Source organism: Arthrobacter sp. SDR-2R, assembly GCF_057747955.1.
Genome location: NZ_CM173231.1, coordinates 847525 through 866958, shown reverse-complemented (window position 1 = coordinate 866958; position 19434 = coordinate 847525). Strand labels below are relative to the sequence as shown.

At 65.8% G+C, this 19434-nt stretch carries 16 protein-coding genes; 14 read left to right on the top strand and 2 right to left on the bottom strand.

All coding sequences use genetic code 11. The annotated features are described in order from the left end of the window. Nucleotides 1–128 precede the first annotated feature (128 nt). From AC3ANU_RS03975 to AC3ANU_RS03945, 7 genes are all read left to right on the top strand, one after another. The gene (locus AC3ANU_RS03975) at nucleotides 129–1406 is read left to right on the top strand and encodes an ABC transporter substrate-binding protein (RefSeq protein WP_196804766.1); all 1278 of its coding nucleotides are present in this window, start codon (nucleotides 129–131) and stop codon (nucleotides 1404–1406) included. A 43-nt stretch (nucleotides 1407–1449) separates the two neighbouring features. Further along, entirely contained in the window at nucleotides 1450–2388 is a 939-nt protein-coding gene (locus tag AC3ANU_RS03970) for a carbohydrate ABC transporter permease (protein WP_166673104.1), read from the top strand. Next, entirely contained in the window at nucleotides 2385–3275 is an 891-nt protein-coding gene (locus tag AC3ANU_RS03965; RefSeq protein ID WP_018770023.1) for a carbohydrate ABC transporter permease, read from the top strand. Before AC3ANU_RS03970 ends, AC3ANU_RS03965 begins: the two co-directional genes overlap by 4 nt. A 46-nt stretch (nucleotides 3276–3321) precedes the next feature. After that, the gene (locus AC3ANU_RS03960) at nucleotides 3322–5037 is read left to right on the top strand and encodes a glycoside hydrolase family 13 protein (protein WP_488315493.1); all 1716 of its coding nucleotides are present in this window, start codon (nucleotides 3322–3324) and stop codon (nucleotides 5035–5037) included. Continuing rightward, entirely contained in the window at nucleotides 5025–5843 is an 819-nt protein-coding gene (gene ppgK / locus AC3ANU_RS03955) for a polyphosphate--glucose phosphotransferase (RefSeq protein WP_478222774.1), read from the top strand. The genes AC3ANU_RS03960 and ppgK overlap by 13 nt, the downstream gene beginning before the upstream one ends. A 62-nt stretch (nucleotides 5844–5905) precedes the next feature. Next, on the top strand, nucleotides 5906–7819 hold the full coding sequence (locus AC3ANU_RS03950; protein ID WP_377204805.1) for an amylosucrase: 1914 nt from the start codon (nucleotides 5906–5908) through the stop codon (nucleotides 7817–7819). A 53-nt stretch (nucleotides 7820–7872) separates the two neighbouring features. Continuing rightward, the gene (locus AC3ANU_RS03945; RefSeq protein WP_018770019.1) at nucleotides 7873–8727 is read left to right on the top strand and encodes a prephenate dehydratase; all 855 of its coding nucleotides are present in this window, start codon (nucleotides 7873–7875) and stop codon (nucleotides 8725–8727) included. Here the strand turns inward: AC3ANU_RS03945 and AC3ANU_RS03940 are convergent. Beyond that, complete coding sequence (locus AC3ANU_RS03940; protein ID WP_488315492.1) at nucleotides 8700–10622, bottom strand: FAD-binding monooxygenase; 1923 nt, start codon at nucleotides 10620–10622, stop codon at nucleotides 8700–8702. The two genes, AC3ANU_RS03945 and AC3ANU_RS03940, sit on opposite strands and share 28 nt — an antisense overlap. 231 nt (nucleotides 10623–10853) lie before the next feature. On the opposite strand from AC3ANU_RS03940, the gene AC3ANU_RS03935 reads away from it, so the two are divergent. The 7 genes from AC3ANU_RS03935 (at nucleotide 10854) to AC3ANU_RS03905 (ending at nucleotide 18866) form a co-directional block, all read left to right on the top strand. Further along, nucleotides 10854–12317: a fumarylacetoacetate hydrolase family protein gene (locus AC3ANU_RS03935; protein ID WP_056391897.1), complete on the top strand. Its 1464-nt coding sequence runs from the start codon at nucleotides 10854–10856 to the stop codon at nucleotides 12315–12317. Continuing rightward, nucleotides 12310–12984, top strand: coding sequence for a GntR family transcriptional regulator (locus AC3ANU_RS03930; protein WP_478222769.1), 675 nt, complete (start codon nucleotides 12310–12312; stop codon nucleotides 12982–12984). The genes AC3ANU_RS03935 and AC3ANU_RS03930 overlap by 8 nt, the downstream gene beginning before the upstream one ends. Nucleotides 12985–13048: 64 nt before the next feature. Further along, nucleotides 13049–14560 (top strand): 5-carboxymethyl-2-hydroxymuconate semialdehyde dehydrogenase, encoded by a 1512-nt coding sequence (gene hpaE / locus AC3ANU_RS03925; protein WP_488315491.1) that lies wholly within the window; start codon nucleotides 13049–13051, stop codon nucleotides 14558–14560. Nucleotides 14561–14660: 100 nt separating this feature from the next. Next, nucleotides 14661–15746 (top strand): 3,4-dihydroxyphenylacetate 2,3-dioxygenase, encoded by a 1086-nt coding sequence (gene hpaD / locus AC3ANU_RS03920; RefSeq protein WP_488315490.1) that lies wholly within the window; start codon nucleotides 14661–14663, stop codon nucleotides 15744–15746. Nucleotides 15747–15748: 2 nt separating this feature from the next. Next, complete coding sequence (gene hpaH, locus AC3ANU_RS03915; protein WP_018770013.1) at nucleotides 15749–16534, top strand: 2-oxo-hept-4-ene-1,7-dioate hydratase; 786 nt, start codon at nucleotides 15749–15751, stop codon at nucleotides 16532–16534. Continuing rightward, the gene (locus tag AC3ANU_RS03910; protein WP_026265890.1) at nucleotides 16519–17340 is read left to right on the top strand and encodes an HpcH/HpaI aldolase family protein; all 822 of its coding nucleotides are present in this window, start codon (nucleotides 16519–16521) and stop codon (nucleotides 17338–17340) included. Before hpaH ends, AC3ANU_RS03910 begins: the two co-directional genes overlap by 16 nt. A gap of 23 nt (nucleotides 17341–17363) precedes the next feature. Next, nucleotides 17364–18866 (top strand): NAD-dependent succinate-semialdehyde dehydrogenase, encoded by a 1503-nt coding sequence (locus AC3ANU_RS03905; RefSeq protein ID WP_488315489.1) that lies wholly within the window; start codon nucleotides 17364–17366, stop codon nucleotides 18864–18866. A 61-nt stretch (nucleotides 18867–18927) separates the two neighbouring features. On the opposite strand, the gene AC3ANU_RS03900 is transcribed toward AC3ANU_RS03905, so the two are convergent. Next, on the bottom strand, nucleotides 18928–19164 hold the full coding sequence (locus AC3ANU_RS03900) for a hypothetical protein (protein WP_478222766.1): 237 nt from the start codon (nucleotides 19162–19164) through the stop codon (nucleotides 18928–18930). Nucleotides 19165–19434 lie beyond the last annotated feature (270 nt).

Genomic DNA, 19434 nt, shown 5'->3' with positions numbered 1-19434 from the left:
CCGTAACAGTTGTGTCGAGCTCGCCGTATTTCCGTCCACCCCTTGACGATAGCCCCTGCGTCCCCCATCCTCATATAGGTCCTAAATATAAGACCCATATAAATTATCCGAGAGTCCAAGAGGAGCCGATGTTGCCACCTTTGACGTCCGCCGGGAGACACGTTTCCCGGCGCACTTTCCTTGCCGCTGCGGGAGGTGCGCTCACCGCTTTCGGGTTGGCCGGCTGCGCCCCGGCCAGTGCCAGGCCCACCATCACGTTCCACCAGTCAAAGCCGGAGGCAGTTCCATACTTCCGGGACCTGGCTGCGAAGTTCACCGACTCGCAGGACCGGGTGCGCGTCCTGCATGACATGGCCACAAATCTCTCTGCCAGCTTCGTCCGCAGCAGTCCCCCGGACCTCGGATGCCTCAACTACAACCTGGAGATGGCGCGGTTCATGGAGCGCGGGGCGCTCTCGGATCTCTCCGACCTCCCGGCAGCGGCCTCCATCCGGGACGACGTACTGGACCTCACCAACTGGTATCCAACCTATGCCGGCCGCACCAGCGTCATCCCCTACTCGGTCATGGCGGCCTCGGTCATCTACAACCGCCGCATCTTCGAAGAGAACGGGGTGGCCGTCCCAACAACCTGGGATGAACTGATCGAGGTGTGCGAGGTGCTCAAGGCAGCAGGCATCACGCCGATCTACGGCACTTTCCGCGACCCCTGGACCGTGGCACAGGGATTGTTCGACTACACGGTGGGCGGCATGGTCAACGTGCGCGACTTCTATCAGAAAATGCATGGGATTGGCGAAAACGTCGGACCGGATTCGGAAGTTTCGTTCCAGAAAACGATGCTCGAGCCGGTGAAGCGCATGGTCCAACTGACCAAATACGTCAATCCCGATGCGGCAAGCCGCGGCTACGGAGACGGCAACACGGCAATGGCCCAGGGCCAGGCCGCCATGTACTTCCAGGGACCCTGGGCCTTTGGCGAGATCGAAAAGGCCGGCAAAGACCTGGATCTGGGAACTTTCCCGCTGCCCATGACCGGCGATCCTGCAGATCTCAAAGTCCGCGTCAACATCGACCTCTCGCTCTGGGTTCCCGAGGTCGCCAACGGGCAGCAGGGTGCCCGCGATTTCCTGCAGTACCTGATGCGGCCGGAGATCCAGAACCCTTACAACGCCAAATTCCTGGGTTTCGGGACGACCAAGGACGCGCCACCGGTGACCGACCCACGAATCGTCGAGATGCAGAAGTACTACGACGAGGGCCGCTTCTACATGGGCGCCTCACAGTTCATTCCGAACTCGATTCCGGCCGCCAACTACATCCAGTCGATCATCGGCGGCGCCGATGCCGAGAGCACGCTGCGCAGGATGGACGCCGACTGGGCCCGCCTGGCTTTCCGCGCTTAGACCCACACTTTCGATCTCTCAAAGCACGAAACGAGGACCATCCATGTCATCAATGACGAGACCTTCCACCAGGGTGGAGGTGACGGCCCCGGCAGCGACTGGAACCACACGCGTGCGCAAAAGCCGCATTGATCCGCTCTACTATGTTTTCCTCCTGCCCTCGCTGGTGATCTTCACGCTGGCCGTCACGCTGCCCGCCGTTCTCGGGTTCATCTACAGCTTCACGAACTCCGTGGGCTTCGGTGACTTCGATTTCATCGGCATCCGGAACTTCATCGCGGTGTTCCGTGATGAAGGAGTCCTCGGCGCCTACGGCTTCACACTCGTTTTCTCGCTGGTCACCGTCATCGTCGTGAATGCCGTGGCCTTCCTCCTGGCCCTGGGCCTCACGTCCCGCGTCCGTTTCCGTGCCGCGCTTCGCACCGTCTTCGTCATCCCCATGGTGATCTCCGGCATCGTCATCGCGTTCGTGTTCCAGTACCTCTTCTCGAACTCGCTGCCCCTTGCCGGCAAAAGCATGGGAATCGAGCCGCTGGCCACCAGCCTTCTCGCAAACCCCCAGCTCGCGTGGCTTGCGATCGTCTTCGTCACGGCGTGGCAGTCCATCCCGAGTGCCATGCTGATCTACATCGCGGGGCTCCTCACGGTCCCCGCCGAGGTCTACGAGGCGAGTTCCATCGACGGGGCATCGCCCTGGCAGAACCTGCGGCACATCACCCTGCCGCTCATTGCGGGGTACGCCGTGATCAACACGGTCCTCGGCTTCAAGAACTACCTCAACGCCTACGACATCATCATCGGCCTCACCGACGGCGGGCCCGGCGTGGCCACACGAAGCGTCGCGATGTCGATCTTCCGCGGCTTCGAAGGCGGCGACTATGCCTACCAGATGGCCAACGCCGTGATCTTCTTCCTCATCAGCATCGTCATCGCACTCGTCCAACTTCGCTTCACACGTGGCAAGGGAGGGATCGCAGCATGAGCAGCGCACCCAGCATCATCCAGGTAGAACCCACGGCGGCCGCCAAGGGCCGCCGGATACCCGCCGGGCCCGAACGCATCCAGTGGCCCGCCACCATCATCCTCATTGTCTGCACGCTCAGCGTGCTCGTCCCGCTCTACGTCACGGTCAGCATGGCCTTCAAAACCACTGGCCAGGCAGTGGACGGCAACGCCTTCTCCCTGCCAAGCCCCCTGACCTTCGACAGCTTTGCCCAGGCCTGGACGCTCACAAACTTCCCCCGCGGCTTTGGAATTTCCGTGTTCGTGTCGGTGATCGCCGTTGCAGGGGAGATCATCGTTTCGGCCCTGGCCGCCTACGCCATCGTCCGCAACTGGGACCGTCCGCTCTTCCGCTGGTCCTTCTTTTACCTGCTCGCGGCAATGTTCATCCCGTTCCCCGTGGTGGCGCTGCCGCAGATCCAGCTCACGGGACTCGTCGGACTCGACAACCCGCTCGGGGTGGCCATCCTGCACATCGTTTTCGCCCTGGCCTTCAACACCATGCTCTTCACCGCCTTCCTCCGCTCGATCCCCCTGGAGTTGGAGGAAAGTATGCGGATGGACGGCGCGGGAACGTGGCAGGTGTTTTGGAAGCTCATCTTCCCCCTGCTGGGGCCCATGAGCGCAACCGTGGGCATCTTCGCCTTCATCGCGTCATGGAACGACTTCATGATGCCGTCACTCATCATTTCCGATCCTGAACTGCAGACCATCCCCGTGCTGCAAAAGATCTTCCAGACGCAGTTCAGCAACAGCTACAACGTGGCCTTCGCCTCCTACCTGATGGCAATGGCCCCCGCCATCATCGTCTACCTGTTTACCCAGCGCTGGGTCATGTCCGGCCTCACCCAGGGCGCCGTCAAGTAACTCCGGACCCACACACCTGATACAGCTGAAACTGAAGGAAGCAATCTTGCCCACCACCGCCACCCAGGCAACCCAAAGCCATCCCGCCCCCACGGCCGACCCCAACTGGTGGCGCCAGGCCTCCGTGTACCAGATCTACCCCCGCAGCTTTGCGGACTCGAACGGCGACGGCATCGGCGACATCAACGGCATCACCGCCAAGGTACCGTACCTGAAAAACCTGGGCATCGATGCCGTCTGGCTGAGCCCCTTCTACCCCTCCGCACTCGCCGATGGGGGCTACGACGTGGACGACTACCGCAACGTGGACCCGCTGCTGGGCACGCTGGAGGACTTCGACGCGATGGCCAACGCCCTGCACGCCGCCGGCCTCAAGCTGATCGTGGACATCGTGCCCAACCACTCGTCGGACCGGCACCAGTGGTTCCGGGAAGCCCTCGCCTCGCCCAAGGGGTCCGCGGCGCGCAACCGGTACATCTTCCGCGACGGGCTGGGCGAAAAAGGCGAGCTGCCGCCGTCGGACTGGGACTCGGTGTTCGGCGGCCCCGCCTGGGAGCGCATCACCGAACCCGACGGCAGCCCCGGGCAGTGGTACATGCACATCTTTGCCAAGGAACAGCCCGACTTCAACTGGGACAACCCCGAAGTCCGCGAAGACTTCCTGAAAACCCTGCGCTTCTGGTCGGACCGGGGCGTGGACGGCTTCCGCATCGACGTCGCCCACGCCCTGACGAAGAACCTGGAAGAAACCCTGCCCACCAAGGCGGACCTCGAGGCCCAGGGCGAGGCGCTGTACCTCACGGGGCAGCACCCGTACTGGGACCGCGACGAGGTCCACGAAATCTACGCCGAGTGGCGCCGCGTGTTCAATGAATACAACCCGCCGCGCACCGCCGTCGCCGAAGCCTGGGTCCATACCGACCGCCGCGCCCGCTACGCCAGCCCGGAGGGACTGGGCCAGGCCTTCAACTTCGACCTGCTGCAGGCGGACTTCGACGCCGCCCAGTTCCGGAAGACGATCATCAAGAACCTGGCAGAGGCCAAAGCATCCGGCGCGTCGTCCACCTGGGTGTTCTCAAACCACGATGTGGTCCGGCATGCCACGCGCTACGGCCTCCCCGCGTCCGAGCCTTCGGCCGGAGGTGACATCATGGCCGGGCAGGCGGGCAAGCGGTGGCTTCTGGCCGGCGGCAGGCAGGCAGATGTCGACGCCGAACTCGGCCTGCGCCGCGCCCGAGCCGCGTCCCTGCTGATGTTCGCCCTTCCGGGTTCTGCGTACCTGTACCAAGGCGAGGAACTGGGACTGCAGGAAGTCGGCAATGAAATCCCGGACTCCGCCCGGCAGGATCCGGCCTTCTTCCGGAACAAGGGCGTGGAGATCGGCCGCGACGGCTGCCGCGTCCCCTTGCCGTGGACCTCGGCGGGCAGCTCATTCGGTTTCGGCCCCGGCGGCTCCCACCTGCCGCAGCCGGAATGGTTCGCGGGCAGCTCAGTGGAGGCCCAGGAGGGCCAGGGGGATTCAACCCTGTCCCTCTACCGCCGGGCACTCGCCCTGCGGTCGCAGCTGCAAACAACAGAAGCGCTGGAGCTGCTGGAAACCGGCCGGGATGACGTCCTGGCCTTCCGGCGCCCCAACGGCTGGACCTCCATAACGAACTTCGGTACCGAACCCTTCGAGCTGCCCGCGGGCCAGCTGCTGGTCTCCAGCTCGCCACTCGAAGCCGGCCGGCTGCCCGGCGCTGCCACGGCGTGGCTGCGGTGAGCGCCCCTGCCGACGCCGGCTCCGGACCGGATTTCGGAATAGGAATCGATGTTGGCGGGACCTGGATCAAGGGTGCACTCGTCAACCTGGGCAGCGGCATCCCGGCCGGCGGTGTCCGCCGCCTGCGGACCCCGTCCAGCGGCAGGGTGGATGACGTGGCAGACACCCTGGACCAGCTCATCAGTGAGCTCGAATCCGAAAGCCCCGGGCACGGGAACCTGGCTGCCGGCGTCGCCATCCCCTCGATTGTCCAGCGCGGAGTGGCGCTGTCGGCAGCAAACATGGACGGCAGCTGGGTGGGACTTGATGTCCAGTCCTACCTGGAGTCCCGGCTTGGACGATCCGTTTGCGTCGTGAATGACGCAGACGCTGCCGGTACGGCGGAAGCCCTGTACGGCGCCGGGAAAGGCCAGCGCGGCGTTGTCCTGGTCCTGACCCTGGGGACGGGCATCGGATCCGCACTGCTGGTGGACGGCAGGCTCGTTCCCAATTTCGAGCTGGGCCACCTGGAAATCGGCGGCTGCAAAGCAGAGTCCCGGGCATCGGCCGTCGTCAGGGAGAACCAAGGCCTCACCTGGGTGGAGTACGCCGACCGGCTGCAGCAGTACCTGTCGCACGTGGAGTTCCTCTTCTCGCCCGACCTCATCATCATCGGTGGGGGCATTTCAGCGTGCAGTACCGAATACCTCCCTCGCCTCTCACTGCGCACCCCGGTCATTCCGGCCAGCCTCGAGAACGCCGCGGGCGTTGTGGGCGCCGCCCTTGCCGGCAGGCGGCTCAAGGATGGACAGGCTCAGTATGTGTGACATGGAATACTTCAGTACATGTGCGGCCGGACATCTCGGCGGCGGCTGGAAGGGGCAGTGGCATGCAGGAAACCGTTAACGAGGACGAAGAGGCGCGCCAGGCCGTCATCGCTTCACTCGCCCGGCAACGGGACCTCGGCCTCCCTGCGGATCCGGACTTTGACCGGCGGCTGGATGAGCACTTCCCCACCCTCCGCAGCCTGTTCCACTCGCTTTACGGCGCCCGGCAGGACTGGCTGGAGCAGCTGTCCGCCCTGGTGGTGCAGAGCGCGCGGTCGTGGCAGGAGCGCTCCCCGGAGCTGAAGGCGCTGGACGCCGAACGCGAGGAGGCGCCGGACTGGTTCCAGTCCAACGGCATGCTGGGCGGCGTCTGCTATGTGGACCGCTACGCCGAAAGCCTGGAGGGAGTGCGCAGCCGCATTCCCTATTTCAAGGAGCTGGGCCTCACCTACCTGCACCTGATGCCGCTGTTCCTGGCGCCCGAACCGCATTCGGACGGCGGCTACGCCGTGTCGAGCTACCGGGAGGTCAACCCCAAGCTGGGCACCATGGAACAGCTGCGCTCCCTCGCGGCCGAACTGCGCGCCAACGGGATCAGCCTGGTGGTGGACTTCATCTTCAACCACACCTCGGACGAGCACGAATGGGCCCGGAAGGCAGCCGCGGGCGATCCCGAGTACAGCGACTACTACTGGATCTTCCCGGACCGGACCATGCCGGACGCCTTTGAGGCGAATGTCCGCGAGATCTTCCCGGAGAACCATCCGGGGTCCTTCATCCAGATGGCGGACGGCCGGTGGGTGTGGGCCACGTTCCACACCTACCAGTGGGACCTGAACTACTCCAACCCCGGCGTCTTCCGGGCCATGGCCGCCGAGATGCTGTTCCTGGCCAACCAGGGGGTGGATATCCTGCGCATGGACGCTGTCGCCTTCATCTGGAAGCAGCTGGGGACGCCCTGCGAAAACCTCCCCCAGGCGCACACGCTGCTCCGGGCGTTCAACGCGGTCTGCCGCCTGGCGGCACCGTCGCTGCTGTTCAAGTCGGAGGCCATCGTGCACCCCGACGAGGTGGCACTGTACATCGACCCCGCGGAATGCCAGCTTTCCTACAACCCGCTGCAGATGGCCCTGATCTGGGAGTCCCTGGCCACCAGGGACGTGTCCCTGCTGTCACAGGCGCTGGAGCGCAGGCACAACATCCCCGACGGTACGGCATGGGTGAACTACGTCCGCAGCCATGACGACATCGGCTGGACCTTCGCCGATGAGGACGCGGCCGAGCTGGGCATCAACGGCTTTGACCACCGCCGCTTCCTGAACTCCTTCTACGTCAACCGGTTCCCGGGCAGCTTCGCCCGCGGCGTCCCCTTCCAGGACAACCCCAAGACGGGTGACTGCCGGATTTCCGGCACGACGGCGTCCCTGTGCGGGATGGAGGTTGACCCGGCGGAGGCGGTGGAACGGATCCTCCTGGCCCATTCGGTGCCCTTCAGCACCGGCGGCATCCCGCTGCTGTACCTGGGTGACGAAGTGGGGCAGGTCAACGACTACTCCTACGCGTCCGAGCCCGGCCACGAGGAGGACAGCCGCTGGGTGCACCGGCCGCACTTTCCCGCCGAACAATACGCCCGCCGTGCCGATCCCTCCACCCCCGAGGGGGCCGTCTACGCCGGATTGAAGCGCATGATCGAGGTCCGGGCCGGCACTCCTGAATTTGCCGGAACCACGCTGGTGGATTTCAGTACGAACAACCGCTCGGTGCTCGGCTACCAGCGCCCGGGCGGTCCGGACGGTGGCAGCACCGTCCTGGCCCTCGCCAATTTCAGCGACTCCGCCCAGACCCTCCCGGCGGAAACCTTTGGCGGGTACTCCCCTGCCGCCGTCGACCTTCTCTCCGAAGCCACCCTGCAACTGGACGACGGCATCACCCTCCTCCCCCGGCAGTACCTCTGGCTGCGCGTCACCCCCGCGTAGCACTCGCGGGCCCGTTTTCGCAACGGGCCCGCGCGCGTGAAAGCATACGGACCATGGCCTCCAAGATTGCGTACCAGGGTGAGCCCGGCGCCAACTCCAATATCGCGTGTCAGCAGATGTTCCCGGACATGGAAAGCGTCCCGTGCGCCAGCTTCGAGGACGCCTTCGAACTGGTGGCCGGCGGCGAAGCGGACCTGGCCATGATCCCCATCGAGAATTCCATCGCGGGCCGGGTGGCGGACATCCACATCCTGCTGCCGCAGTCCAACCTGCAGATCGTGGGCGAATACTTCCTGCCCATCCATTTCGACCTGCTGGGCATTCCGGGCAGCACCATTGAGGGCGCCACCGAGGTGCACAGCCACATCCACGCCCTGGGCCAGTGCCGGAAGCTGATCCGCGACCACGGCCTCAAGCCGGTCATCGCCGGTGACACCGCCGGGTCCGCCCGGGAGGTGGCCGAGTGGAATGACCCCCGCAAGCTCTCGCTGGCTCCTCCGCTGGCCGCGGAGATCTACGGCCTCCAGGTGCTGGCCTCGCGCGTGGAGGACGACCCCTCCAACACCACCCGCTTCGTGGTCCTTGCCCGGGAAACGGCACTGCCGGCCCGGCAGGATCTTCCCGGACCGGCAGTCACCAGTTTCGTGTTCCGCGTCCGCAACGTCCCCTCCGCCCTGTACAAGGCGCTGGGCGGGTTTGCCACGAACGGCGTGAACATGACGCGGCTGGAGAGTTACATGGTGGGCAACGAGTTTGCCGCCACCATGTTCATGGCCGACGTCGAGGGCCACCCCGAGGACCTGCCGCTGAAGCTGGCCCTCGAGGAACTGGCCTTCTTCACCACCGAGGTGCGGATCCTCGGCGTGTACCCCGCGGCTGACTACCGGGCGGCGGCAGCCACCGCCTGACGTGGCTGTGCGGGCGCGGCCTTGAGCAGCGGCGCGAAGAACGCGCCGAGCTCGGCGGTTGCCGTCAGCGGCAGGACGTTGGCCACGTACTGGTCCGGGCGGACCACCACGACGACGCCGTTGCGGTCCAGTCCGCGCAGGTCGAAGATGTCCGCCGTGGGATCGGTTGCGTACACCTTCTCGTAGTCGGTGAGCTTGAACGGGCCCACCTGCGGCTTGAAGACGGAGGGGACGGCATTGATGTCGACGGCGGTGTGCGGCTGCTGGTAAATGACCTTCAGATCGAACCACGCGTCCGGGTCGGCGTCCGCGGGTGTTACTGCCAGGGGTGATTCCGGCGAGTGCGCGAACCACTCGGCAAGCTTGTCCGTGGTGGAGTCCGTTCCGGGCTGGGCCGCATCCGCGAAGACATAGATCCGCCAGCGGCCGTCAGCCGTGGCGTGGTGGCCCAGGTGGATGGGGTTGGTGTCGCCCACGCGGACTACCGGTGCCGACTTGAAACGCTTGCCCACGGGGAAGCCGGCGGCCAGGTCCTGGTGGTCGGTGCCGCCAACAATCAGGGACGGCGCGTACTGGGTCATGAAACCTGCCGGGAACTCGGCGGTCCGCACGTAGAAGTCCTCAAGGTCCGAGGGGTGCTCGAACTCCTCGGGCTTCTTGGCCATCATGGTGGACCACTCCTTGTCGAAGTCGATCAGGTTCCTGGCCACCACCTGCCGCTCCTCCGAGTAGGTGGTCAGCAGGCTCTCGGGGCTGCGGCCCTCCAGCACATGCCCCAGCTTCCAGGCGATGTTGAACCCGTCCTGCATGGAGACGTTCATGCCCTGGCCGGCCTTGGCACTGTGGGTGTGGCAGGCATCGCCGGTGATGAACACCCGCGGGGTGCGGGTGCCGCGGTCCACGGGCAGGACGTCGTCGAACCTGTCCGTGAGGCGGTGGCCCACCTCGTACACGCTGTGCCATGCCACGTTGCGTACATCCAGGGTGTAGGGGTGCAGGATCTCGTTTGCCTTGTGGATGATCTGCTCGATGCTCGTGTTGCGGACGGCGTGGTGGGTGGCAGGATCCACTTCGCCCAGGTCCACGTACATGCGGAACAGGTAGCCGCCTTCCCGCGGAATCAGCAGGATGCTGCCCTTCTCGGCCTGGATGGCGCACTTGGTGCGGATGTCAGGGAAGTCGGTGACGGCCAGGACGTCCATGACGCCCCAGGCGTGGTTGGCCTGGTCCCCTGCCAGCGTGCAGCCGATCGCCTGGCGAACCTTGCTGCGCGCGCCGTCGGCCCCCACCACGTACTTTGCACGGACAATCCGCTCCTGGCCCTCATTGGGTCCGGCGGTGTGAAGCAGCGTCACAGTGACCGGGTAGTCGCCCTCGGTGGCGGCGGTGAGGCCCTGGAAGTCATAGCCATAGTCGGGCTTGAGGCGGGTGGGTGAGTTCGCCGCAAACTCGGCAAAGTAGTCCAGCACGCGGGCCTGGTTGACGATCAGGTGCGGGAACTCGCTGATCCCTGTTTCGTCGTCGACGGCGCGTGCGGCGCGGATGATGTTGGCGTTGTTGGCAGGGTCCGGCTTCCAGAACGCCATCTCCGTGATCCGGTACGCCTCGGCGATGATCCGCTCTGCGAACCCGAAGGCCTGGAAGGTTTCGACGCTGCGCGCCTGGATCCCGTCAGCCTGCCCAATAGCGAGGCGGCCCGGCCGGCGGTCAATGATCCGCGTGGTGACATTGGGGAACATGGACAACTGCGCGGCGGCGAGCATTCCGGCCGGGCCGGTGCCGACGATGAGCACGTCCACTTCATCCGGGAGCTCCTCGGGGCGGTTCAGTCCGACGCCGGCTGCCGGCTTGATGCGCGGGTCACCGGATACGTATCCGTGGTGGTGGAACTGCACGGGCTTTCCTCACTTCGTTGTGGATGATTCACATCAGTTTGTGTTCTATATCAGAACAGTAGATTCGATAATCGAAAACTCTAAACTTGTTTTCCACTGTACGCCGGTTGTGACGCGGGCGACAAGTGGCTCCGGAAGTGCCGCAGAAACAGCCGAAACAAGGGGGTTGACGGAAGCTGCAAATCTATGGATAGTGATCGTATACGATTTCGTACCTGATGAGGAGACGTTTTGGAGCAGGTCAACGGCGACACCCTGGCAGCAGCACGCAAGGTGGTCGCGGTGCACATCAACTACCCCAGCCGGGCCGCCCAGCGTGGCCGCACCCCGGCCCAACCGTCCTACTTCCTCAAGCCTTCCAGCTCGCTGGCGCTCAGCGGAAGCCCCGTAGAGCGCCCGGCCGGCTGCGAACTGCTCGGCTACGAAGGCGAGATTGCGCTCATCATCGGCAAGGCCGCCCGCCGCGTCACGGTCGAGGAGGCCTGGAGCCACGTTGCCGCCGTCACCGCCAGCAACGACCTCGGAGTGTACGACCTGCGCTACGCGGACAAGGGCTCCAACCTCCGGTCCAAGGGCGGGGACGGGTTCACCCCTGTGGGCCCGGCACTTCTTCCGGCAGACGCCGTCGACCCTTCCAAACTTCGCATCCGCACCTGGCACAACGGTGAACTGGTCCAGGACGACACAACCGCTGACCTGCTCTTCCCCTTCGCCCGGCTGGTGGCGGACCTGTCCCAGCTCCTCACCCTCGAGGAGGGCGACATCATCCTCACCGGCACCCCTGCCGGCGCCTCCGTGGCCGCACCGGGCGACGTCCTGGAGGTTGAGGCGGGCACGATTGATGGCACCCTCACCACCGGACGCCTGGTCACCACCGTTGAGCAAGGCACGACGGCGTTCGCGGACTTTGGTGCCCAGCCCAAGGTTGACGACCTGCAGCGGGAGGAGGCCTACGGATCCCGCGAAGCCGCAGGGCTCCCTGCTCCTGACAGCGCCCTCACCCCGGAACTGAAAGCCAAGCTCGAGTCGGTCGCCACCGCCACCCTGTCATCCCAGATGCGCAAGCGCGGCCTTAACAACGTCAGCATCGACGGCCTCCAGGCCACCCGCCCGGACCGGCGCGTGGTGGGACTGGCCCGGACCCTGCGCTACGTGCCCAACCGGGAAGACCTCTTCAAGACCCATGGCGGCGGCTTCAACGCCCAGAAACGCGCCATCGATTCCGTCAACGAAGGCGAAATCCTGGTCATGGAAGCCCGCGGCGAAAAGGGCACCGGCACCGTGGGCGACATCCTGGCCCTGCGCGCCCAGGTCCGCGGCGCGGCAGCGATCATCACCGACGGCGGCGTCCGCGACTACACCGCAGTGGCCGGCCTGGAAATGCCCACGTACTTCGCCAACCCGCACCCCGCCGTGCTGGGCCGCCGGCACATCCCGTGGGACACGGACATCACCATCGCCTGCGGCGGCGCCACCGTCCAGCCCGGCGACATCATCGTGGCCGACTCCGACGGCATCCTGGTCATCCCGCCCGCCATCGCCGAAGAACTCGTTGAGGACTGCATCCAGCAGGAAAAGGAGGAAACCTTCATCTTCGAGATGGTCAAGCAGGGCAACAGCGTGGACGGCCTCTACCCGATGAACGCCGAATGGCAGGCCCGGTACAAGGAATGGGCAGGCAACCGCCATGACTGAAACCGCCGTGGCCGGCGTGGCAACCACTCCCGGCAGCAAGTCCCAACAGGCCTACCAGGCCGTCAAGGCACGGATCGTGGAAGGCACCTACACTCCCGGCTACCGGCTGGTCCTGGGTGCCATAGCGAAGGACCTGGGCTTCAGCGTGGTTCCGGTCCGGGAAGCGATCCGCAGGCTTGAAGCCGAGGGACTGGTGACGTTTGAACGGAACGTCGGCGCCACGGTGGCAGGCATCGACCCCACCGAATACCTCTACACCATGCAGACCCTCAGCATCGTGGAAGGTGCCGCCACGGCACTCTCCGCACCGCTGATCGACGGCCAGGCCATTGCCCGGGCCCGTGCCGTGAACCAGGAAATGCGCCAGTGCCTGGAGCACTTCGATCCGGTGCGCTTCACCCAGCTCAACCAGGACTTCCACAGCGTCCTGTTCGAACACTGCCCCAACCCGCACATCCTGGACCTGGTACACCGCGGCTGGAACCGGCTGGCCGCACTCAGGTCCTCCACCTTCCGCTTCGTCCCCGGCCGGGCCCGCGACTCGGTGGAGGAACATGAGGAACTCCTGAAGCTGATCGAGTCCGGTGCCGATGCCGACGACATCGAGAAGGCAGCCCGCCGGCACCGCACGGCGACCCTGGACGCTTACCTCGCCCAAACCAATTAGTACGAAAAGACCAGTTGTACGACGCGACCACTTGTACGAAGAGACCACAGTTAGGACTTCAACGATGACGACCTCAGTAGAAACCACCAAGCACTACGTTCCGGATGACCTGCCCAGCCACATCCAGCACTACATCAACGGCAAGTTCGTGGACTCAATCTCCGGCAAGACCTTCGATGTCCTGGACCCGGTGTCCAACCGCAACTACGCCACCGCCGCGGCCGGGCAGAAGGAAGACATCGAGCTCGCCGTCGCGGCCGCCCGTGATGCATTCGTGAACGGCCCGTGGCCCCGGATGAAGCCCCGTGAACGCGCCCGTGTCCTGAACCGGATTGCCGACGCCGTCGAGGCCCAGGAAGCCCGGCTCGCCGAACTCGAAACGTTCGACACCGGCCTGCCGATCACCCAGGCCAAGGGCCAGGCCCTCCGCGCTGCGGAGAACTTCCGGTTCTTCGCCGACCTGATCGTGGCCCAGTTCGATGACGCCATGAAGGTCCCCGGCTCCCAGATCAACTACGTCAACCGCAAGCCCATCGGCGTCGCCGGCCTGATTACGCCGTGGAACACCCCGTTCATGCTGGAGTCGTGGAAGCTCGCCCCGGCGCTGGCCACCGGCAACACCGTGGTCCTCAAGCCCGCCGAATTCACCCCGCTGTCCGCCTCCCTGTGGGCCACCATCTTCAAGGATGCAGGGCTGCCGGACGGCGTCTTCAACCTGGTCAACGGCCTGGGCGAGGAGGCCGGCGACGCCCTGGTCAAGCACCCGGACGTCCCGCTGATCTCCTTCACCGGCGAGACCACCACCGGCCAGACGATCTTCCGCAACGCCGCGGCCAACCTCAAGGGCCTGTCCATGGAGCTCGGCGGCAAATCCCCCTGCGTCGTGTTCGCCGACGCCGACGTGGACGCCGCCATCGACTCCGCCCTGTTCGGGGTCTTCTCCCTCAACGGGGAGCGCTGCACCGCCGGCTCACGCATCCTGGTGGAGCGCGCCATCTACGACGAATTCTGCGAAAAGTACGCCGCCCGGGCAAAGAACATCGTGGTGGGTGACCCCCATGACCCCAAGACCGAAGTGGGGGCCCTGGTCCACCCCGAGCACTACGACAAGGTGGCCTCCTACGTGGAGATTGGAAAGTCCGAAGGCCGGCTCCTGGCCGGCGGCGGCCGCCCCGGCCACCTGCCCGAAGGCAACTACATCGCACCCACGGTGTTCGCCGACGTCGCGCCCGATGCCCGGATCTTCCAGGAGGAAATCTTCGGACCCGTCGTGGCCATCACCCCGTTCGAGAACGACGACGAGGCCCTCGCCCTGGCGAACAACACCAAGTACGGCCTGGCCGCCTACATCTGGACCCAGAACCTGACCCGGGCCCACAACTTCTCGCAGAACGTCGAAGCCGGCATGGTGTGGCTGAACAGCCACAACGTCCGCGACCTGCGCACCCCGTTCGGCGGCGTCAAGGCCTCCGGCCTGGGCCACGAGGGCGGCTACCGCTCCATCGACTTCTACACCGACCAGCAGGCCGTGCACATCACGCTCGGCACCGTCCACACCCCCAAATTCGGCGCCTGAACCCAACCAGCTCGCATTTGTTGTCGTTTTGAGGCCTCAAAACGACAACTACTGCCAGTCAGTTGGGGAAGAAGCCCCCTTTCAAAGAAGAGAGACCATCATGACCAACTTCGTTCCCACCCCCACCGTCCCGGCACCGGACATCGTCCGCTGCGCCTACATGGAGATCATCGTCACCGACCTCGCCAGGTCCCGCGAGTTCTACGTCGACGTCCTGGGCCTGCACGTCACCGAGGAGGACGAGAACGCGATCTACCTGCGCTCCCTGGAGGAGTTCATCCACCACAACCTGGTCCTGCGCAAGGGCCCTGTCGCCGCCGTCGCCGCGTTCGCCTACCGGGTGAAGTCCCCCGCCGAGGTGGATGCCGCCGAGGCCTACTACAAGGAGCTCGGCTGCCGGGTGGAGCGCCGCAAGGAAGGCTTCACCAAAGGCATCGGCGACTCCGTCCGCGTGGAGGACCCGCTGGGCTTCCCGTACGAGTTCTTCTACGACGTGGAGCACGTGGAGCGGCTCACCCAGCGCTACGACCTCTACTCCGCCGGTGAACTGGTCCGGCTGGACCACTTCAACCAGGTCACCCCGGATGTCCCCAAGGGCCGCAAGTACCTGGAGGACCTGGGCTTCCGCGTCTCCGAGGACATCAAGGATGCCGACGGCGTCACCTACGCCGCCTGGATGCACCGCAAGCAGACCGTCCATGACACCGCCCTGACCGGCGGCAACGGCCCCCGCATGCACCACGTCGCGTTCGCCACGCACGAGAAGCACAACATCATCCAGATCTGCGACAAGATGGGCGCCCTGCGCATCAGCGACCGGATCGAACGCGGCCCCGGCCGCCACGGCGTGTCCAACGCGTTCTACCTCTACATCCTGGACCCGGACGGCCACCGCATTGAGATCTACACCCAGGACTACTACACCGGCGACCCGGACAACCCCACCATCACCTGGGACGTCCACGACAACCAGCGCCGCGACTGGTGGGGCAACCCCGTGGTCCCCTCCTGGTACACCGAGGCCTCCCTGGTCCTGGACCTGGACGGCAACCCGCAGCCCGTCATCGTCCGCGAGGAAAAGTCCGAGATGGCGGTCACGGTGGGTGCCGACGGCTTCTCCTACACCCGCAAGGACGGCTCGCCCGAAGGCGACCGGACGGGCTTCAAGCTGGGCGTCCAGGTCTAGCCATGCTGGAGCCCAAGACGATCGAGGCCATCGCGGACGAGCTGGTGGAAGCCGGCCGGACCCGCACCCCTGTCCCCCGCCTAACCGCCCGGTACCCGGAGATGACGGTGGAGGATTCCTACGCGGTGCAGCAGCTGTGGCGGCGCCGCAACGAGGACGCCGGCCGGACCCTGGTGGGGCGCAAGATCGGCCTCACGTCCAAGGCGATGCAGGCCGCCACCGGCATCACCGAACCGGACTACGGCGCCATCTTCGATGACATGGTGCTGGAGACCGGCTGCTCCGTTCGGTGGGACCAGTACACCCACCCGCGCGTGGAGGTGGAGCTGGCGTTCGTCCTCAGGGACGGACTCAAGGGCCCGGGCGTGACCATCTTTGATGTCCTGAAGGCCACCGACTACGTGGTTCCGGCCCTCGAAATCCTGGACTCCCGGATCGAGATGGAGGGCCGGACCATCGTGGACACCATCTCGGACAACGCCGCCATGGGCGCCATGGTGATCGGCGGCAACCCGGTCAAGCCGGACGCCGTTGACCTGCGCTGGGTCTCCGCCATCCTCTACAAGAACCAGACCGTGGAGGAAACCGGCGTGGCCGCGGGCGTGCTGGACCATCCCGCCAACGGCGTGCACTGGCTGGCCAACAAGATCGCCGCCCACGGCGACGCGCTCAAGGCAGGCGACATCATCCTGGCCGGCTCGTTCACCCGCCCACTGTGGGTGTACAAGGGCGACACCGTCCACGCCGACTACGGACCCCTGGGAGCTGTGACATGCCGTTTCGAATAGAAGACACCTTCCGCTCCGCCCTGGCTGCGCAAAAACAGAAGGGAAAGGCAGGCCGCCCGCTCGCCGGGATGTGGGTGTGCTCCGGCAGCCCGCTGGTCGCCGAACTCTGCGCGGGGGCAGGGCTGGACTGGCTGCTGGTGGACGCGGAGCACAGCCCCAACGGCCTCGAGTCCATCCTCGCCCAGCTCCAGGCCATCCATGGCTACCCGGTCCACACCGTGGTCCGGCCGCCGGTGAATGACACGGTGGTGATCAAGCAGTACCTGGACCTGGGGGTTCAGAACCTGCTGATCCCCATGGTGAATTCGGTGGCGGAAGCGGAGGCGGCGGTTGCTGCCACCCGCTATCCGCCCCACGGCACCCGCGGCGTGGGCTCGGCCCTGGCCCGCGCCGCACGCTGGAACCGGGTCCCGGACTACCTCGCCCGGGCCAGCGAGACCATCAGCGTCACCGTCCAGATTGAATCGACGGCGGCCGTCGAGGCTGTGGAGGACATCCTCAAAGTGGACGGTGTGGACGCCATCTTCGTGGGCCCCTCCGACCTCGCCGCTTCCATGGGCCTGCTGGGACAGCAGGAACACCCCGAGGTGCGCGCCGCCGTCGAACACTGCCTGTCCGTTGCCAAGGCGGCCGGGAAACCCGGGGGCGTCAACGCCTTCGCTCCCGCCACGGCCGAGCACTACCTCGCCAACGGCGCGGACTTCATCCTGGTGGGCGCCGACGTCGCACTCCTCGCCCGCGGTTCCGAGGCCCTCGCAGCAAAGTACATTCCCCACGCCGACGGCGACACCCCCGCCAGCTACTGACCTTCCCTTCCTAAGGACTTGCCATGACACTTTCTGCGATCTCCCCTGCCTTTTCGCCGGAGCATGAAGCCTCGCTCCTGGCTTCCGTCCCTACCGGCCTGCTCATCAACGGTCAGTGGCGCGAGGCGTCCGACGGCGGCACGTTCGATGTGCACGACCCCGCCACCGGGGAGGTGCTCGCCACCCTCGCCTCCGCCACCAGCGAAGACGCCATTACCGCACTCGATGCAGCCGACGCCGTGCAGGCGTCCTGGGCGCGCACCGCACCTAGGACCCGGGCGGAGATCCTCCGGCGGGCCTTCGACCTGGTGACCGAGCGGGCCGAGGACTTCGCCCTGCTGATGACCCTGGAAATGGGCAAACCGCTGGCCGAAGCCCGCGGTGAGGTCACCTACGGTGCGGAGTTCCTGCGCTGGTTCGCGGAGGAAACCGTCCGCGACTATGGCCGCTACCTCACCACCCCGGAGGGCAGGAACAAGATCCTGGTCCAGCACAAACCCGTTGGCCCCTGCCTGCTCATCACCCCCTGGAACTTCCCGCTCGCCATGGCCACCCGCAAGGTCGCCCCCGCCATCGCCGCCGGCTGCACCATGGTCCTCAAACCCGCCAAGCTCACCCCGCTTACGGCGCAGTACTTCGCCCAGACCATGCTCGACGCCGGCCTTCCCGCCGGGGTCCTCAACGTCGTCGCATCCTCCTCCGCGTCCGGGATCTCCGGCCCGCTCCTGAAGGACTCCAGGCTGCGGAAGGTCTCCTTCACCGGCTCCACCCCCGTCGGCAAGCGCCTCATGGCCGACGCCGCGCAGAACGTGCTAAGGACCTCGATGGAGCTCGGCGGCAACGCTCCGTTCATCGTCTTCGAAGACGCCGACCTGGACAAGGCCGTCGAAGGGGCCATGGCAGCCAAGATGCGGAACATGGGCGAAGCCTGCACCGCCGCCAACCGCTTCCTCGTCCACGAATCCGTGGCGCAGGAGTTCACCCGGAAGTTCGCCGCCGCCATGGGCGCCCTGCACACCGGGCGCGGCACCGAGGCGGCCACCCAGGTGGGACCCCTCATCGACGCAGGCGCCCGTGATGAGGTGCATGCACTGGTGAGCGCCGCCGTCGACGCCGGAGCAGTGGCCGTGACCGGCGGCGCACCGGTGGACGGACCGGGCTACTTCTACCAGCCCACCGTCCTGGCCAACGTGCCCAACCACGCGGCGATCCTTGGCCAGGAAATCTTCGGCCCCGTAGCCCCGGTGACCACCTTCAGCACCGAGGAAGACGCCATCCGGCTCGCCAACAACACCGAATACGGTCTGGCGTCCTACCTCTACAGCCGCGACTTCAACCGCCTCCTGCGCGTCGCGGAACAGATCGAATTCGGCATGGTCGGGTTCAACGCCGGCGTCATCTCCAACGCCGCCGCACCCTTCGGCGGCGTCAAGCAATCCGGCCTGGGCCGCGAAGGCGGCTCCGAAGGCATCGCCGAATACACCACCACCCAATACATCGGCATCGCCGACCCCTACGCCGGGTAACCGCGGGGAAGAAGCACCTGCCGCCCTGGTCGAAAGGGTGGCAGGTGCTTCTTGACGCGGGTCAGCCGACGCGGGTGTAGCTGATCTCGGTCGCCCCCGCCGGCGCCGCGGGAAGTGTCACGTACGTGCCCTGGGCCCTGTTGCCATGTCCGGGAAGGGCTCCGGGCCCCGTGACGTAGCTGCCCTCAAGCTTCGGCGATACCTCCGATCCGGGTGGCAACGTAACGTAGCTGCCCCCTCGGGAGATGTCGGTAGGTGCTGTTGCGGGCGCTTCAGTGAGCTCGGACTCTACGGTCATGGTGTTCTCCTGCTTGTCGGGGGCGTCGACGAGGCAAAACCCAGCACCTGTGCGCCGTGGCGCAATAAGGGCCGCGGTACCGCTGCTGGGCGTTTGACGGGGTCGTTTGCCTGGATCCGGGGAGGAGTTACCCGGCGGTTCTCGAGGGCTTCGCCGGCCTGATCCCCACCCTAAGGCTTAATCTGACAAGTTCACAATAAGGCGGGCTGATTTTTACGCCGTTCCCTCTCCGCCAACAGTCCTGCGCACAAACACAAGAGCGGGGGCGGG

Bases quoted from the DNA above. Each gene is read 5' to 3' on its own strand.
- AC3ANU_RS03975 (WP_196804766.1), top strand. From the start codon at position 129: ATGTTGCCACCTTTGACGTCCGCCGGGAGACACGTTTCCCGGCGCACT.
- AC3ANU_RS03970 (WP_166673104.1), top strand. From the start codon at position 1,450: ATGTCATCAATGACGAGACCTTCCACCAGGGTGGAGGTGACGGCCCCG.
- AC3ANU_RS03965 (WP_018770023.1), top strand. From the start codon at position 2,385: ATGAGCAGCGCACCCAGCATCATCCAGGTAGAACCCACGGCGGCCGCC.
- AC3ANU_RS03950 (WP_377204805.1), top strand. From the start codon at position 5,906: ATGCAGGAAACCGTTAACGAGGACGAAGAGGCGCGCCAGGCCGTCATC.
- AC3ANU_RS03945 (WP_018770019.1), top strand. From the start codon at position 7,873: ATGGCCTCCAAGATTGCGTACCAGGGTGAGCCCGGCGCCAACTCCAAT.
- AC3ANU_RS03930 (WP_478222769.1), top strand. From the start codon at position 12,310: ATGACTGAAACCGCCGTGGCCGGCGTGGCAACCACTCCCGGCAGCAAG.
- hpaE (WP_488315491.1), top strand. From the start codon at position 13,049: ATGACGACCTCAGTAGAAACCACCAAGCACTACGTTCCGGATGACCTG.
- hpaD (WP_488315490.1), top strand. From the start codon at position 14,661: ATGACCAACTTCGTTCCCACCCCCACCGTCCCGGCACCGGACATCGTC.
- hpaH (WP_018770013.1), top strand. From the start codon at position 15,749: ATGCTGGAGCCCAAGACGATCGAGGCCATCGCGGACGAGCTGGTGGAA.
- AC3ANU_RS03910 (WP_026265890.1), top strand. From the start codon at position 16,519: ATGCCGTTTCGAATAGAAGACACCTTCCGCTCCGCCCTGGCTGCGCAA.
- AC3ANU_RS03905 (WP_488315489.1), top strand. From the start codon at position 17,364: ATGACACTTTCTGCGATCTCCCCTGCCTTTTCGCCGGAGCATGAAGCC.
- AC3ANU_RS03900 (WP_478222766.1), bottom strand. From the start codon at position 19,164: ATGACCGTAGAGTCCGAGCTCACTGAAGCGCCCGCAACAGCACCTACC.